The organism is Mesorhizobium sp. M0040 (assembly GCF_040323505.1).
In the GTDB taxonomy this organism is placed as follows: domain Bacteria; phylum Pseudomonadota; class Alphaproteobacteria; order Rhizobiales; family Rhizobiaceae; genus Mesorhizobium.
On record NZ_JAMYVA010000082.1, the window covers coordinates 1 to 16,081 of the forward strand.

The 16,081-nt window shown below is 63.5% G+C and carries 18 protein-coding genes; 12 read left to right on the plus strand and 6 right to left on the minus strand.

The window, feature by feature from the left end; genetic code table 11:
• Positions 1-170: 170 nt before the first annotated feature.
• The gene (locus tag NKJ91_RS31975) at positions 171-299 is read right to left on the minus strand and encodes a hypothetical protein (RefSeq protein ID WP_352458678.1); all 129 of its coding nucleotides are present in this window, start codon (positions 297-299) and stop codon (positions 171-173) included.
• 251 nt (positions 300-550) lie between these two features.
• Between NKJ91_RS31975 and NKJ91_RS31980 the strand changes: the two genes are divergently transcribed.
• Together NKJ91_RS31980 and NKJ91_RS31985 are read left to right on the plus strand one after the other, a co-directional pair.
• Positions 551-829 (plus strand): DUF6959 family protein, encoded by a 279-nt coding sequence (locus NKJ91_RS31980; RefSeq protein ID WP_352458679.1) that lies wholly within the window; start codon positions 551-553, stop codon positions 827-829.
• A gap of 43 nt (positions 830-872) precedes the next feature.
• A protein-coding gene (locus NKJ91_RS31985) for an IS5 family transposase (RefSeq protein ID WP_352458680.1) occupies positions 873-1,638 on the plus strand; the annotation gives its coding sequence in 2 pieces (ribosomal slippage) (positions 873-1,196 and positions 1,198-1,638; 765 coding nt in all).
• 242 nt (positions 1,639-1,880) lie between these two features.
• On the opposite strand, the gene NKJ91_RS31990 is transcribed toward NKJ91_RS31985, so the two are convergent.
• A complete protein-coding gene (locus NKJ91_RS31990; protein WP_352458681.1) occupies positions 1,881-2,681 on the minus strand; it encodes a lytic murein transglycosylase in 801 nt (266 codons plus the stop codon).
• Between the two features lie 185 nt (positions 2,682-2,866).
• Between NKJ91_RS31990 and NKJ91_RS31995 the strand changes: the two genes are divergently transcribed.
• The 7 genes from NKJ91_RS31995 to rpsP all read left to right on the plus strand — a co-directional run bounded on the left by NKJ91_RS31995 (position 2,867) and on the right by rpsP (position 9,793).
• Positions 2,867-4,114, plus strand: a complete 1,248-nt coding sequence (locus tag NKJ91_RS31995; RefSeq protein ID WP_352458682.1) for a flavin monoamine oxidase family protein — start codon at positions 2,867-2,869, stop codon at positions 4,112-4,114.
• 90 nt (positions 4,115-4,204) lie between these two features.
• A complete protein-coding gene (locus tag NKJ91_RS32000; protein ID WP_352458683.1) occupies positions 4,205-5,299 on the plus strand; it encodes a zinc-binding metallopeptidase family protein in 1,095 nt (364 codons plus the stop codon).
• 63 nt (positions 5,300-5,362) lie between these two features.
• Positions 5,363-5,965: a DUF1236 domain-containing protein gene (locus NKJ91_RS32005; protein ID WP_352458684.1), complete on the plus strand. Its 603-nt coding sequence runs from the start codon at positions 5,363-5,365 to the stop codon at positions 5,963-5,965.
• A 147-nt stretch (positions 5,966-6,112) separates the two neighbouring features.
• A complete protein-coding gene (locus NKJ91_RS32010) occupies positions 6,113-7,081 on the plus strand; it encodes a CPBP family intramembrane glutamic endopeptidase (RefSeq protein ID WP_352458685.1) in 969 nt (322 codons plus the stop codon).
• A 309-nt stretch (positions 7,082-7,390) separates the two neighbouring features.
• Positions 7,391-9,007 carry a signal recognition particle protein gene (gene ffh, locus NKJ91_RS32015; protein ID WP_352458686.1) on the plus strand — a complete coding sequence of 539 codons (1,617 nt, stop codon included), beginning with the start codon at positions 7,391-7,393 and terminating at the stop codon, positions 9,005-9,007.
• Positions 9,008-9,014: 7 nt separating this feature from the next.
• A complete protein-coding gene (locus NKJ91_RS32020; protein ID WP_352450211.1) occupies positions 9,015-9,341 on the plus strand; it encodes a chorismate mutase in 327 nt (108 codons plus the stop codon).
• A gap of 50 nt (positions 9,342-9,391) precedes the next feature.
• Positions 9,392-9,793 (plus strand): 30S ribosomal protein S16, encoded by a 402-nt coding sequence (gene rpsP, locus NKJ91_RS32025; protein ID WP_352458687.1) that lies wholly within the window; start codon positions 9,392-9,394, stop codon positions 9,791-9,793.
• Between the two features lie 73 nt (positions 9,794-9,866).
• Here rpsP and NKJ91_RS32030 read toward each other — a convergent pair whose 3' ends face one another.
• Together NKJ91_RS32030 and NKJ91_RS32035 are read right to left on the minus strand one after the other, a co-directional pair.
• Complete coding sequence (locus NKJ91_RS32030) at positions 9,867-10,130, minus strand: YMGG-like glycine zipper-containing protein (protein WP_023680734.1); 264 nt, start codon at positions 10,128-10,130, stop codon at positions 9,867-9,869.
• Positions 10,131-10,321: 191 nt separating this feature from the next.
• Positions 10,322-10,732: a DoxX family protein gene (locus NKJ91_RS32035; protein WP_352458688.1), complete on the minus strand. Its 411-nt coding sequence runs from the start codon at positions 10,730-10,732 to the stop codon at positions 10,322-10,324.
• 262 nt (positions 10,733-10,994) lie between these two features.
• On the opposite strand from NKJ91_RS32035, the gene NKJ91_RS32040 reads away from it, so the two are divergent.
• On the plus strand, positions 10,995-11,402 hold the full coding sequence (locus tag NKJ91_RS32040; RefSeq protein ID WP_352458689.1) for an ACT domain-containing protein: 408 nt from the start codon (positions 10,995-10,997) through the stop codon (positions 11,400-11,402).
• Positions 11,403-11,682: 280 nt separating this feature from the next.
• On the opposite strand, the gene NKJ91_RS32045 is transcribed toward NKJ91_RS32040, so the two are convergent.
• A complete protein-coding gene (locus tag NKJ91_RS32045) occupies positions 11,683-12,717 on the minus strand; it encodes an aspartate-semialdehyde dehydrogenase (protein ID WP_023680535.1) in 1,035 nt (344 codons plus the stop codon).
• 106 nt (positions 12,718-12,823) lie between these two features.
• Positions 12,824-12,973 (minus strand): hypothetical protein, encoded by a 150-nt coding sequence (locus NKJ91_RS32050; protein ID WP_352450216.1) that lies wholly within the window; start codon positions 12,971-12,973, stop codon positions 12,824-12,826.
• Positions 12,974-13,174: 201 nt separating this feature from the next.
• On the opposite strand from NKJ91_RS32050, the gene NKJ91_RS32055 reads away from it, so the two are divergent.
• Both NKJ91_RS32055 and NKJ91_RS32060 read left to right on the plus strand, forming a co-directional pair.
• Positions 13,175-15,007 carry a DEAD/DEAH box helicase gene (locus NKJ91_RS32055; RefSeq protein WP_352458690.1) on the plus strand — a complete coding sequence of 611 codons (1,833 nt, stop codon included), beginning with the start codon at positions 13,175-13,177 and terminating at the stop codon, positions 15,005-15,007.
• Positions 15,008-15,096: 89 nt separating this feature from the next.
• A complete protein-coding gene (locus NKJ91_RS32060) occupies positions 15,097-15,810 on the plus strand; it encodes a DUF805 domain-containing protein (protein ID WP_352458691.1) in 714 nt (237 codons plus the stop codon).
• Positions 15,811-16,081 lie beyond the last annotated feature (271 nt).

The following is a 16,081-nucleotide window of genomic DNA, read 5'->3' on the forward strand; positions in this document are numbered from 1 at the left end:
ACGGACGGCTCCCTTGTTTGAGATCTCAACGAACTCATTCTGGCACATCCGATGCCGTCGGGCGCCGTCCACCCCATCATGCCGTTACCCGGCGGCAGTGCTCCTGCGGACCGGAGTCTACCACCCCGTTCCGCGAAAAAGCTCGAACCACTCCGGGTTGGTCTTCTCGATCAGCTCGTACCGCGCTTCTGGCTCGCGGTCATGGTGGCATGGCCGGTGACGGTTGAAGGGTAGCCGCCGCTGGTGCAGACGCAAGCGCCGTTCTGAACCGCTGCCTTCTTCGGCTGACGTAACGGCATGGATCCTCGGGTCTCCGCAACGTCGCTCGCTCCTGCTCCGCCCGAGGATGACGAAGATGTGGTGGCTTATCGCTAATCGCAAACCTTGGCGATTGGCAGCCCGATCGGCAGGCTCCCATCCACAGCCCTTTCAGGCTCTGTCAAAGAACCAAAACCTCTGTGCAGAGGAACTAGGTCGTGAACCCATAAAGGGTTGCGGAGTGAGCGGGCTCATGCTCTGACGGTGCAGCAAGCCGATCCGCGAGACACTGATGCGTAGCGAGAACGTCGAGATACTATCGGACAAGACCAATGCCGCTGTCATGCGGCATCCTGGTCGGGCCTTCCCCGGCGTTCTCGTTCAGGGTGACAGCCTTTATATTCTGTGTCAGCGAGCGGATCTGGCCTGCAAGGAAGTCGGGCGAGGTTCGCCGGGTTACGACGAACTGAATGATCTTCGCAACGCTCTGTGGTCATATCTCAACCATTATAAGGTTACACTGCTGGAGCACGACATAGCGCTTCCCTTCTCAGAACAGCAGGCACCCTGAAGCCGGCCTTTCAATATCGTCGCTGATGTGATTCAGCGGCTGTATGAGCCGATATGATCTGACCGACTTCGAATGGCGCGTGATCCAACCGCTCCTGCCCAACAAGCCGCGAGGCGTGCCGCGCGTGGAGGACCGCCGCGTGCTGAACGGCATCTTCTGGGTGCTACGATCAGGCGCACCGTGGCGCGACCTGCCGGAGCGTTATGGACCGCGCACGACCTGTTACAACCGCTTCGTGCGATGGCGAAAAGCAGGCGTGTGGCATCGGCTCATGGATGCTGTCAGTGCCGCGCATGACAGTGAAATCCAGATGATCGACAGCACTTCTATCCGGGCGCACCAGCAGGCTGCGACAGGAAAAAGGGGATGCAGATCAATGTCTCGGCCGCTCCCGAGGCGGGCTCACGACCAAGATCCACGTGGTCGTCGATGCGTGCGGGCTGCCGATCCGGCTCGGCCTGACAGCAGGGCAAGCCCATGACGGGCAGATCGTCGATACACTCCTCGACCACCTCGGCCCGCGCGCCATCGTGCTGGCGGACAAGGCCTATGATGCCGACCGCATCCGGGAGCTGATCCAGCAGCAGGGTGCCACGCCGAACATCCCGGCCAAGCGCAACCGGAAGTGGAAGCTCTGCTTCAGCAAGCGGCTCTATCGCGAGCGCAACCTGATCGAGCGGTTCTTCTCCAAGCTGAAGCACTTCCGTCGCGTCGCCACCCGATACGACAAGCTGGCTGCCAACTTCCTCGCCATGATCCAGCTCGCTTCGATCAGGCTGTGGCTTCGCGCTAATGAGTCTACGGCCTAGTACTGTTGCAGCGTAATTTTGCCGGCAAACGGCAACCTTGAGATTGGCCGAAGCCTCCCTCGCTTCGTCATCCCAGGGCGGAGCAGGAGCGAAGCGACGTTGCGAAGACCCGAGTATCCATGCCGTTACCCTCGCGGCAGGGGCCCCGGCGGGATTCAATCCGGCCGTGAAATGCTCTGGATAGACCACCCGCAAAAAAGCCCGGCGCATGGCCGGGCTTTCTGTCGAATAGAGATTTTCTATCAGTCGGCATCGATCGCCGTGGCCATGCGGGCGATGGCCTGTTGATAGACGCTCGCCGAATTCCAGCCAGCAATTGCGCCCATATTCGCCTGCGCGTTCGCGCCGGCCCGCCAACCATGACTCTTGAGGAAGTTGGCGGTAGAAGCCAACGCAGTGGCCTTGTCACGCAGGTTTTTGTTTCCGACACCATACGTCAAAACATTTCCGGGCAGGAACTGCGTGTGACCAATCTCGCCATGCGCGGCACCGACCGACGAGGCGCTCAACGCTCCGCGATCAACCAGCTTCAGGGCCGCAATGGCATGCGGGTAGAAGAACTCCGGACGGCGGCAGTCATAGGCCAGCGTTAAAATGGCGGAGACCGTATTCTGGTTGCCCATGGCGGAACCGAAGCCGGTCTCCATGCCCCAGATGGCGAGCAACACGCCCGGCGACACGCCGTAATTCCGTTCGATCTTGTCGAACAGCGCAGCATTGGCCTTCTTCAGCGCACGGCCCCTGGCAATGATCGCGGACGCGCCACGGCGCTTCATGAAAGCTTCCACCGAGCCGCTGAAAGCCTTATGGATGGCGCGGTCGACGGAGATCGTCTTTGTCGCGTAGGTTGCGCGAGCCAGAGCGGCCAGACCCTTCGAGCCGACACCGTCGGCCTTCGCCTCCGCGGCGAACTCCGGTTTCCATGCCTCGAAGCCGGCGCCGCTCTTGCCACAGCTGGCCGCCGCCTGCGCGCCCGTCGCCAGCGCAAGCACCGCCACCACCGTGGCCACTACAAACATCTTCCCCTTGGCAAGAAATGCCATGCTGCTCTCCTAGTTGCCTGAATCACGTTCCCAATTGCGAACTTGCCTGCGAAACACCTGCTTGTCACTGTCCCGGCGCTGCGCCGATGCACTCAATACAGCAGGAACCTCAAATCCACCACACTGGCGGATGCCCGGGAATTTGCCTACGATCAAGTAATTATTGTGGCGGGGACAGAATAAGCATGGAAGACGTTGATGTCGTGATCATCGGCGCCGGTTCAGCCGGGCTTTCGGCTTCCAAGACCCTGCGCGCTGCCGGTTTTTCCTTCAAATTGTTGGAAGCGATGAACCGCATTGGCGGCCGCGCCTGGACTAGCGACCAGCATTTCGGCGTGCCGTTCGACATCGGCTGCGCCTGGCTGCATGCCGCGGACCGCAATCCCTACTTTCCCGAGGCGAAGGCCGCTGCCTGGACGCTTCATCACCACGACATGAATGTCGATCATCTCTATTACCGTGAGCGAAAGGCAAGCGAAGCCGAGGAGGAGGCGATGAAGGTGGCCGACGCAAGGCTGTTCGAACTGGTGGCGGCACATCAGGTGAGGGAAGGCGACGACGACCGCCTTTCGGCATTGCTCGCCAAGGGACACGCGCCGCGCGCCGCCGCAACCTTCGCCGGGCCGATGGATTTCGGCGCCGACGAGGACGAGATATCGATCCGCGACTTTCAGGCCGCCGCCGATCTCGATCCGAACTATTTCACCAGGGAAGGCTTCGGTACGCTGGTTGCCCGCTTCGGTGCCGATGTGCCGGTGGAACTGTCGACGCCGGTGCGCAAGATCGTCTGGGATGGGCCGGGCGTAGCCTGCGTCACCGATCGCGGTACCATCTGCGCCAAGGCGGTCATCGTCACCGCCTCGCCGGCAGTGCTCGCCTTCGAGGAGATTGCGTTCTCGCCTGCACTCCCCGATGCGCATTTCGCCGCCTTCTTCGACCTGCCGATGGGCATGCTGACCAAGCTACCGGTCGAAATATCCGGTACAAGGCTCGGTCTGGAGCCGTTCGACGATTTGCTGATCGAGCGGTTGGCACGGCACGACATCTACTTCCTCTGCTTTCCCTTCAACCTCGATTTGATGGTCGGTTTCGTCGGCGGCGATTTCGCTTGGGAGATGTCGGCGGCGGGCGAGGCGGCTGGCATCGACTTCGTCGTCGACCGGCTCTGCGGCATCTTTGGCGGCGACATACGAAAGCATGTCGGACGCGCAATGATGACCAATTGGGGCGCTGAGCGGTTCGTGCGCGGCGCCTATGCGGCGGCGCGGCCCGGCCGCTCGCAAGCGCGCCCCACGCTGATGCAGCCCGTGGCGGAAAAGATCTTCTTCGCCGGCGAGCATTTGGCCGGTCCGCTGATGCAGACCTGCGGCGGCGCCAGATTGTCGGGCGAGGCAGTGGCCAAGGAGGTCGTCGCCCAGCTTGCGACAAAATAGCATCGGCCGGCAGGAACGTGGGCAGCTGACAGGCGTTTGGCGTTCTCCTGCTCGTATCGTCCTCCGCATTTCGAATGATTTGAGACGCCAATGAAGCTTTTCGACTGCCCGCATTGCGGCCACCGTCTCTATTTCGAGAACGCGCAATGCCTGAACTGCGCCAGCCTCGTGCTCTACGATCCCGAGCATGCGCGCTTCGCGCTGTCCGGCGCCGACGTCTTCCATTGCACCAATGCCGACGAATGCGCCTGCAACTGGATGGCGGAGCCCGGCCACGCCTTCTGCCGCGCCTGTGCGCTGAACCAACTGATCCCGGATCTGTCGGTCGACGGCAACCGCCGCCGCTGGATCCGTGTCGAGGCGGCAAAGAAGCGTGCCGTCTATTCGCTGCTCGCCTTCGGCCTGCCGGTCGCACCCAAGCAGGACGTTGGCGACGAGATCGGTCTCGCTTTCGATTTTCTTGCCGATCCGATCGGCGGCGGTCCGGGCGGCGAACGTATCCTGACCGGTCATGACAACGGCCGGATCACGCTCAACGTCGCCGAGGCGGATTCGGCAGAGCGCGAACGGCGGCGCGTCGAGATGGGCGAGAACTACCGCACGTTGCTCGGCCATTTCCGCCATGAGCTCGGCCATTATTACTGGGACCGCCTGATCCGCGACGATTCGCAAAAGCTTGCCGGTTTTCGCGCTTTGTTCGGCGACGAGCGCGCCGGCTACGAACAGGCGCTGAAGACCTATTATGCCGATGGCGCGCCGCCCGACTGGCAGCAGCGCCATATCTCGGCCTATGCGACGTCGCACCCATGGGAGGACTGGGCCGAGACATGGGCGCATCACATGCACATCACCGACACGCTGGAGATGGTGCATGCCCTGAATTTCCCGCTCGGCCGGCTGGAAACCGTTGAAGCCAACGAGCTGCCGCCCGCCGATACCGGCGGCAAGCTGCAGCCGGCACCATCGGAACCCGCCTCCAGGCCAGAGCCTTTCGAAAGGATACTCGACCGCTGGCTGGTGCTGTCGGAGGCGTCCAACTCGATCAACCGCTGCATGGGCCTGCCCGATCTCTATCCCTTCGTCATCTCGGACGTGGCGGCGCAAAAACTTGCTTTTGTTCACGAGCTTTTGACCGACCTGCCGAAAACGACTGGAACAAATCGTGAGCCGGCCGAAGCCTTTTAGCCGGAACGCATGCGGCTTTGCTTCGTTTTCCGTGCCAAGGGACTGTGAAACGGAGAGAAGACCATGAAACGCATATTGTTTCCGGCGGTGGCCGGAGCGCTCATAGCGATGTCGGGCTCTGCATTGGCCGACACCGCCGTCTCGGCCATCACTGATCTCAATGTACGCGCCGGCCCCGGCCCGCAATATCCGGTGATCGGCGTGCTCGCGGCCGGCCAGTCGGCGACGCTCGACGGCTGCATCGCCAACAGCAAATGGTGCACCATCGCCGAGGCTAACGGCCAGGGCTGGGTCTATTCCGACTATGTGACGGCCGATTTCGGCGGCAGCCGTGTGGTCCTGACACAGCGTCCGGCCAGCGCCGACATTGCCGTCGTGACGCCGCCCGCCGATAGCATCGAGTATTCCGACAGCTATACCGGAGCAATCGTCGCCGGCGAGGCGATCGAGCCTATCCGCAGACCGCCGGCCGAGATCCGTACCTATGTACGTACGCATCGGCTCGATCCGGTCTATCTCGAGGGCGAGGTGGTGACGGGCGCGACGTTGCCTGACACCGTCGAGCTGCGCGAGATTCCGGACTATGATTACCGCTACGTCTATGTGAACGGCCAGCCGGCACTGGTCGATCCGGGCAGCCGGCGTATCGTGTACGTCGTGCGCTGACGATACAAACAGGGCGGTCGCCCTGTAATGGCGGCCGCTCGCACTCCCGACACTGCCACAAGCCGGTATTGCCGCTGCAATACCGGTTTCCACATTGGGGCCGATGTTCTAGACCTTGCGAGCCGAAGCACCAGCCAGCGAGCCCGCGTGACGATCGACCCAACCGCCTTCCAACAGTACCGGCACACCGCCAACAACAAGACCACTTTGCCGCGGCTTCTGCTTGGAGCGGTGGTCGTCATCCCGTTCTGGCTCGGAACCACTGCCGCCGTGCTGTTCGGCGGCACCTATGCCTTTGCCGTTTGGCAGGCAGCGTCTGGCACCGCCCCGCCAGGTGGAGGAGCGGTGCAGGATTTCATGGCCTCTCCTGCGGGCATCCTCGCGGCGCTGGCTTCATTTGCCGGAATCTGGCTCGGCCTTTGGGCTGCCATGCGCTGGATCCATCGCGAGAAGCTGACAGCCCTGATTGGCGTCAGCCGGCGCATTTCTTGGTCGGGGTTCCTGAAAGGACTGACCGCGGTGCTGATCACCTCGCTGCTTTCCGAGATCCTGCTTTATGGTTTGCAGCCCGACATCGCGCGCGGCGCGATCGGCCTGTCCGCGTGGCTTTCGTTCCTGATCCCGATCGCCGCCCTGACCTTTCTGCAGACCTCGTCGGAGGAGATGCTGTTTCGCGGTTATCTGCTCAGGGGCCTGGCGAGCCGGTTCCGGAACCCTTTCATCTGGGCGCTGCTGCCGGGATTGCTGTTCACCTCCCTGCACTGGAGCCCAGGTTCGAGCGCTGCCATCAATGCCTGCGTGCTGGCCTCGATCGCCGCCTTTGCGCTGCTGCTAACGCTTCTGGTCTATGCAACCGGTAATCTCGGTGCCGGCTTTGGTGCCCATCTCGGTAACAATCTGACCGGCTTCCTGCTGATTTCGCACCAGCAAAGCTATAATTCCTTCGCCCTGTTCAACGCCAAGCCGCTCGAAGCCGCCGGCTGGACGACTTCAGACGCCGTCCTCATCGCTTCGATCGGCATCGTCAGCAGCCTGTTGACCGTTCTGCTGCTTTTACATCCGCGCTCACCGCTGAAGGTCGAGCCGGATATGGCGCGCGCCGGCAGCGTGCGCTGATGTGCATTGCCTGGTCGTCCTGAGCTATTTGACGCAAAGCTTGACCAAAGCTTGACTCTGCGGCCGATTTCCTGTCTACACGCCGCGAATTCCGCGACGAGTATTCCTCCGAGCAAACCGACCGGGACGCCGAAACCTCTTTGAGGTGAAGTGCTGTAAATCGATCCCGGAGGCTAACACCCGGCAGCGCTGTGCGCCCCCGGGTGCTTTTTGGCTTTGGGCTTTGCCCGGACCGGCTTTTGCTTGGACAGTTGGCGCGAACGCATTACCTCTCGGGCATCATCCGGGTGCCAGGGAAAAGGAAAAAGAATGTTTGAATCGCTACAGGAACGTCTTGGTTCGATCCTGAACGGCCTCACCGGCCGCGGCGCCTTGTCGGAGGCTGATGTCTCGGCGGCGCTGCGCGAGGTGCGCCGTGCGTTGCTCGAGGCCGACGTGGCGCTGGAAGTGGTGCGTTCCTTCACCGACAAGGTGCGCGAGAAGGCCGTCGGCGCCGCCGTGGTCAAGTCGATCAAGCCCGGCCAGATGGTCGTCAAGATCGTCCATGACGAGCTGGTCGAGATGCTCGGCGCCGAGGGCGTCGCCATCGACCTCAATGCACCGGCTCCGGTCGTCATCATGATGGTCGGCTTGCAGGGTTCCGGCAAGACGACGACCTCGGCCAAGATCGCCAGGCGCCTCGCCGACCGTCAAAACAAGAAAGTCTTGATGGCCTCGCTCGACACGCGGCGTCCCGCCGCGCAAGAGCAGCTCCGCCAGCTCGGCGAGCAGGTCAAGGTCGCCACATTGCCGATCGTCGCCGGCCAGACGCCGGTCGATATCGCCCGCCGCGCCGTGCAGGCGGCCAAGCTCGGCGGCCATGACGTCGTCATCCTCGACACCGCCGGCCGCACCCATATCGACGAGCCGTTGATGGTCGAGATGGCCGACATCAAGAAGATGTCGTCGCCGCACGAGATCCTGCTGGTCGCCGATTCGCTGACCGGCCAGGACGCCGTCAATCTGGCAAAAAGCTTCGACGAGCGCGTCGGCATCACCGGCCTCGTGCTGACCCGCATGGACGGCGACGGCCGCGGTGGTGCGGCGCTCTCGATGCGCGCCGTCACCGGTAAGCCGATCAAGCTAATCGGCACCGGCGAAAAAATGGACGCGCTGGAGGAATTCCACCCCAAGCGCATCGCCGACCGCATCCTCGGCATGGGCGACATCGTCAGCCTCGTCGAAAAGGCGGCCGAGAACATCGACGCCGAACAGGCCGCGGCGATGGCCAGGAAGATGCAGTCGGGCAAGTTCGACCTGAACGACCTCGCCGGCCAGCTTCAGCAAATGTCGAAAATGGGTGGCATGGGCGGCATCATGGGCATGATGCCCGGCATGGGCAAGATGAAGGACCAGATGGCCGCCGCCGGGCTCGACGACAAGATGTTCGGTCGCCAGCTCGCCATCATCTCGTCTATGACCAAGGCCGAGCGCGCCAACCCCGATATTCTGAAGCACTCGCGCAAGAAGCGCATCGCCGCCGGCTCGGGTACCGACGCGGCCGAAATCAACAAACTGTTGAAGATGCATCGCGGCATGGCCGACATGATGAAGGCGATGGGCGGCAAGGGCAAAGGCGGCGGCCTGATGCGCGGCATGATGGGCGGCCTCGCTTCCAAGATGGGGCTCGGCGGCATGATGCCTGGCGGCGCAGGCGGCATGATGGGCGGCGGCATGCCGGACCTCTCAAAGATGGACCCCAAGCAGCTCGACGCCTTGCAGAAGCAGGCCCAGGCGGCCGGGCTCGGCGGCATGAAGGGCCTGCCCGGTGGTCTTCCCGGTGGCGGTGGTCTGCCTGGGCTGCCCGGTGGCATGAAACTTCCCGGCCTGCCGGGCGGTGGCGGGCTGCCAATGCTTGGCAAGAATGGCCTCGGCAAGAAGAAGTGAGGGCGCCATGAACGAAGAGAAGGACATGGCGGACGCGCGTGCGGCGCTGGCCAATTATCGCGCCTCGATCGACAATATCGACGCGGCGCTGATCCATATGCTGGCCGAGCGCTTCCGCTGCACCAAGGCAGTCGGCGTGCTGAAGGCGGAACATGGCCTGCCGCCTGCCGACCCGGCGCGCGAGCAGGAGCAGATCGCCCGTCTTCGCCAACTGGCGAAGGACGCCCATCTCGACCCGGATTTCGCGGAGAAATTCCTGAACTTCGTCGTCCGCGAAGTGATCCGCCATCACGAGCAGATCGCCGCATCCAACGGCGTAGCGAAAACCGGCTGAGGACCAGCCACCAACCGATCAACCAAATCAGAGCTTTTAGGAGAAAAGAAATGCCACTGAAAATCCGATTGGCCCGTGCGGGCTCGAAGAAGCGTCCCTATTACCATGTCGTCGTCGCCGACGCGCGTTCGCCGCGCGACGGCCGTTTCATCGAGTCGCTCGGCTCATGGAATCCGCTGCTGCCCAAGGACGGCGAACGCGTCAAGGTCGACGCCGAGCGCGTCAAGCATTGGCTGTCGCATGGCGCCCAGCCGACCGACCGCGTGCTGCGCTTCCTCGATGAAGCCGGCATCGCCAAGCGCGAAGCGCGCGCCAACCCGAAAAAGGCCGAGCCCGGCAAGAAGGCGCAGGAGCGCGCAGCCTTGCTGAAGAAGGCGCAGGAAGATGCCGCCGCGGCCGTTGCCGCCGCCGCAACCGCGCCGGCCGAGGCGGAAGCCGCCAGCGCCGAATAAAATCATCTCCACAACCACGAAACGGCGGGCCCTGCCCGCCGTTTTGCTATTGCATCCATATGATGCGGCCCGATCAATAGCCTTCCGGGCAACTCGCAACGTAGACACGACCGTTACGATCGCGATAACGGCATTGGCCGCTTTCGCTGGCACGGCCGATCAGTGCACCGGCCAAAGCGCCGGCCGCACCGCCGATCACCGCGCCCTTGGTCGGGTTGCCGGCCACAGCAGCGCCGACCGCCGCACCGCCCAGGCCACCAACTGCCGCGCCTTGCTCAGTACGGGAGCAGGCACCGAGCGGGACCAGCAAGGCCATCAAGATCATCACCTTTTTCATTGTCGTTCCTCTCCAACAGGGTGCCGTCCTCGCCGCTGCACCCCCTAACTCGCAACCAGGCGATTTGATCCAAAGAAGAAGATCGGCTGCCGCCCGGCGGCGCTCAATTTGATCCAAAGAGTAGAAAGGCGGCCGCAGACCGCGCCCGCTCTGGCGGCGTGGCCACCATCGAACGGCTTTCGATGTCGCCGCTATTGGCTGAACGGGAACAACGCGCGCACCCTTGGATCGCGCAGATACAGGCCACCCCAGAGGACGACGCCGAGATAGACGCCGAACAGTATGTGCGAGAACAAAGGGCTGCCGATACGCACATGCGTGGCGACGGCGCCGCCGAGATAGGCGGTGAGCAGGATGGCGCCGAGCACTGAGGTGCGTGGCAGCGCGTAAAGCGCTGTCGAGACCAATCCAATGGTGCCGAGCATGCGCGAGACATTGGCATCGGCCGGCCAGCCGAGCTGCACCATGGTCTGGGTGACGATTTCGAGCGGCGGTAGCTTGATGACGCCGTCGAAGATCATGAACAGCACGATGACGGCGCTGAGCACGCGGCCGGCCCACAAGGCACGCGATGAGACGGGTGCTGCCTGAGACATGGTCATTGACGTTCCCTCCGGTCGTTGTGAGCACTGGCTCCTCCGCCAGCTCGAACCAAGGACGCGGCCCATGACGGCGATCCGACACGCCTCCAGCTCTTTTTCAGCTCCGGGGGGACGGCGACCTTGGATGTGTACGTTCAGTCAGCAACGAACCTGGCCAAGTCCGCCTTGCGGGGTGAGGCGGAGGGCGTTATCGAAAATCCGTAGGAGTGTCTTCCGAGCGCTCGACGGCAGCAGCCGCCTGATCGCACAACGAAAGCAACCGATGGCCGGAGAGATCGACCTGAAACAGTTGCTGGCGGCAATGACGCCGGAACTGCTTGCCGGCGTTCATGTCTTCACCACGCTGCCACCCGGTGCGCCCGTTCCCGACAGGCTCCATCCGGTGATGCTATTTCGCGAGCGCGAGGGCATGACGCTGATCGTACTTGAAGACCATGCCAAGGCCGCTGGACTGAAAACCGTGTTCCGCTGCCGGATGCTGACGCTGAACATCCATTCGTCGCTGGAAGCGGTCGGCTTCCTCGCCGCCATCACCGCACGACTGACCGCGGCCGGCATCGGCGTCAATCCGGTCTCGGCCTTCTACCACGACCATTTGTTCGTGCCCGCCGACCGGGCGGAGGAGGCGATGGAGTTGCTGTTGGACCTAGCGGAGGAGAACCGGCTGTGACGCCGTCGCCTTGCTGCCTATTTGAGACGCCTGTGCCCCTCATCCGCCTGCCGGAACCTTCTCCCCGTGAACGGCGAGAAGGGCGCAAACGGCCGAAGGCCGAGCCCGCGACTGCGGGCCGCCGGCCTTCCGGCGCCCCCGCGGAGGCCAGCCGCACTAGCGGCGATACGGCCGTGAGCGAAACAACCGCCGAAGGCCGAGCCCGCGACTGCGGGCCGCCGGCCTTCCGGCGCCCCCGCGGAGGCCAGCCGGGTAGCGGCGATACGGCCCGTGAGCGAAACTATGCCGCCTTCTTCTTCGGCTGGATCAGCCCGCGCTCGACCAGTAGCTCGGCGATCTGCACCGCATTGAGTGCCGCGCCCTTGCGCAGATTGTCGGAGACGATCCACATCGACAGGCCGTTGTCGATGGTCGAGTCCTCGCGGATACGCGAGATGAAGGTGGCGTCCTCGCCGGCCGATTCCAGCGGCGTGATGTAGCCGCCGTCCTCGCGCTTGTCGATGACCTGGCAGCCCGGCGCCTCGCGCAGGATCTCGCGCGCCTCATCGGCGGTGATCGGCTTCTCGAACTCGATGTTGACCGCTTCCGAATGGCCGATGAACACCGGCACGCGCACGCAGGTCGCCGTCAGCTTGATCTTCGGGTCGAGCATCTTCTTGGTCTCGGCCACCATCTTCCACTCTTCCTTGGTGAAGCCGTCGTCGAGGAAGACGTCGATATGCGGGATGACGTTGAAGGCGATACGCTTGGTGAACTTCTTGACGTCGACCTGGTCGGCGACAAACACCGCGCGCGTCTGCGTGAACAATTCGTCCATGCCTTCCTTGCCGGCGCCGGAGACCGACTGGTAGGTGGCGACGACGACGCGCTTGATGGTGGCCGCGTCATGCAGCGGCTTCAGCGCCACGACCAGCTGCGCCGTCGAGCAGTTCGGGTTGGCAATGATGTTCTTGCGCGTGAACAGCGAGATCGCATCCGGGTTCACTTCCGGAACGATCAGCGGCACGTCCTGGTCGTAGCGGAAGGCCGACGAATTATCGATGACGACGCAGCCCTGCTTGCCGATCTTCGGCGACCATTCCTTGGAGACGTTGCCGCCGGCCGACATGATGCAGATGTCGGTATCTGAAAAATCATATTGGTCCAGCGCTCTGACCTTCAGCGTGCGGTCGCCGAACGACACTTCCGTGCCCTGGCTGCGCCGCGAGGCCAGCGCCACCACCTCGCTCACCGGAAAGCCGCGCTCTTCGAGTATGTTGAGCATTTCCCGGCCCACATTGCCCGTGGCGCCGACGATCGCAACCTTGAAACTCATCGAAATCTCCTGTCCCTCTCCGCTCGTTTTCTGGAGAAAACCCGCCGGCCGATGCGGGTTTCAACCCCCGGGCCGGACCCGGGAGAGGGTGGTTAGGCCAAGGGAATCAGACCGTTTTGGTGGTCGTTTTGCCGGTTTTTTTGAGCAAGAACGTGATTTTGCTGGAACGAGGAGACGCAGCGACGCGCCCGGCCCAATGGTTCGCATTGGGGCCGGGGATGTCGAAGGCAGAAAGCGCCATCAAAAGGCCGCGCATCGAAAACTATCCCGTTCGGTGCCGGCTTTTACGCGGTTTACGTCTAGAGTCAATCGCAAGCAGGCCGACCCGCCCGCCCTGTACAATGACGGCGGCACCAAGTACGAACGAGCATCGTCTGGCTCGTGGCGCCCGTCTGTGGCGCTTGCCGACATTTGACCCGTCGCCGGGTATTCAGAATCCGAATTTCGAAAGAGCAAGATGTCCAACTTCGAAGCTATTGTTCCCGCGCTGGCAAAGGCGCTGGAAAAACGCGGCTATGTCGAGCTGACGCCGGTGCAGAACGCCGTTCTCGAGCTTGGCCAGGCCGATGCGCTGGTTTCGGCCCAGACCGGCTCCGGCAAGACTGTCGCCTTCGGTCTGGCTTTGGCGCCGACCCTTCTCGATGGCGTGGAGCGCTTTTCCCACGCGGCGGCACCCCTGGCGCTAGCCGTGGCGCCGACGCGGGAGCTGGCCCTGCAGGTAACGCGCGAGCTGGAATGGCTCTACGAACTGACCGGCGCCACGGTGGCGTCCTGCGTCGGCGGCATGGACATGCGCACCGAACGGCGCGCGCTGGAGCGCGGCGCCCATATCGTCGTGGGCACGCCCGGCCGCCTGCGCGACCACATCACCCGCAATTCGCTCGACATGTCGGCGCTCAAGGCAGTGGTGCTCGACGAGGCCGACGAGATGCTCGATCTCGGCTTTCGCGAGGATCTGGAATTCATCCTCGATGCCGCACCCGCCGATCGCCGCACGCTGATGTTTTCCGCGACCGTGCCGCGCTCCATCGCCACGCTGGCCAAAGGCTACCAGCGCGATGCGGTACGCATCTCGGCCTCCGGTGAGGAAAAGCAGCATCTCGACATCGAATACCGGGCGCTGAGCGTCGCCCAGGCGGATCGCGAAAACGCCATCATCAACGTGCTTCGCTACTACGAGGCGAAGAATGCATTGGTGTTCTGCAACACCCGCGCCGCCGTCAACCATCTGACGGCACGCTTCAACAACCGCAACTTTTCCGTCGTGGCGCTGTCCGGCGAGCTTAGCCAGAACGAGCGCAGCCACGCGCTGCAGGCGATGCGCGACGGCCGCGCCAAAGTCTGCATCGCCACCGACGTCGCGGCGCGGGGCATCGACCTGCCCAACCTCGAGCTGGTGATCCACGCCGACCTGCCGACCAACCCGGAAACGCTGCTGCACCGCAGCGGACGAACCGGACGCGCCGGCCGCAAGGGCGTCAGCGCGCTGATCGTGCCAAACAGTGCCCGCCGCCGCACCGAGCGGCTGCTGCAAAGTGCTGGCCTTGCGGCAACCTGGGCGAGCCCGCCGTCGGCCGACGACGTGATACGGCGCGACGACGAGCGCATTCTCGCTGATCCGGTCTTCAGCGAGCCAATGAAGGATGAGGAGCGCGGCTTCGTCGAGGCGCTTCTCGATCAGCACGGGCCCGAACAGGTTGCCGCCGCCTTCGTGCGGATGTGCCGCTCCAGCCACTCGGCGCCGGAGGATCTACTCGACGTGGCAGCGTTCACGCCGTCGGGCGAAAAATTTGCGCGGCGGGACGAGACACCGAGCCGCCGCGACGATTTCGGCGACAGCGTCTGGTTCTCGCTGTCGGTCGGACGCCGGCAGAATGCCGAGCCGCGCTGGCTGATCCCGATGCTGTGCCGGACAGGCGGCATTTCCAAGCGCGAGATCGGCGCCATCAAGATGCAGCCGGAGGAAACCTTCGTGCAGATCGCGGCGGACTGGGCCGAGCGTTTCCTCGCTGCGATCGGCCCCGACCGGAAGCTGCAGGGCAACATTGCGGTCAAGCGGCTGGACGGCACGCCGGATTTGTCGCGGGCCGGCTATCAGGAACCACGGCCCGACAAGAAGCCGCACCGCGGCAAGCGCACCTTCGATCAGAACACGCCCAAATTCGAGAAGCGCGCACCGGCCGACCAGCGCCCGGCATTCGAGGCAAAGCCCTGGGCCGGGAAACCGGCCAAGGCGAAGGTCGAAGGCGGACCTGCGAAACACAAGAAATCGAAGAAACGGCCGGGGTAAATAGCCAGCACTCTCCATTTCCGCACGCCCCCTTGCGGTCTGCCGGAACTTTGCACAGTCTGGGGCGGGGAAATGGGGGTGGGCAGGACATGCGCGGCGAAGTTCTTCATTACGACGAAGACCAGGGTTTCGGCTTCATCACCGGAGCCGACGGCAACCGCTACACTTTGGCGCGCGAAGATTTGCGCCGCGAAGCATCGGTTGCCGGAGGTACGACCGTCGAATTCCAGCCGGCTGGCGGACGGGCACGCGATGTTTTTTCGATCCGCGCCCAACCTGCCAGCGCGCCCGCCGACGCCTCCACTGCAACCGCCGCGCCGTCTCAGGCCGGCAATGCGCCAGCGGCACGTCAGCCGCAACATTTCGGCCGTTCCGCTGAACAAAGTCCGGCCGAATCGGCCGGCCTGTGGAGCTACTTCTGGCGGGGTCTGACCGAGAATTACTTCAACTTCGCCGGTCGTGCCCGCCGCAAGGAGTATTGGGGCTATTGTCTGTTCTGGACGATCGCGCTGATCGTGGTCATAGGACTCGCCGTCTTTATCGACGACGCCATGGGCAATCTCGACAACAGTGAATTGCCGGCAGTGACGGTCGGCCTTTCCGGTCTCTTCCTGCTGGCGACAGCCCTGCCATGGTTCGGGCTGAACGTGCGTCGCCTGCACGATACCGGCCTGACGGGATGGCTCTTCCTGCTTTTCCTGGTCCCGACCTTCGGCAGCCTGATCATCCTGGTCTTTGCGCTGATCCCGACGCAGCCGCGCGAAAACCAGTGGGGTCCGGTGCCGGTAGGTGTCAGGGTTTAGTACCTCCATGATTGGGTCGCCGGCCGCCACGCCTTCGTCATCCTAAGGCGGAGCGACGCGAAGCGGAGCGCAGACCCTGGGATCCATGCCGCGACATAAGCCGAGGAACGCAGCGATTCAGAATGGCGCTCATATCCACCACGAAGAAGCACTCGGTTCTGGTCGGCCGAGCACTGCCGCCGGGTAACGGCATGATGGGGTGGACGGCGCCCGACGGCATCGGATGTGCCAGAATGAGTTCGTTGAGATCTCAAACAAGGGAGCCGTCCGT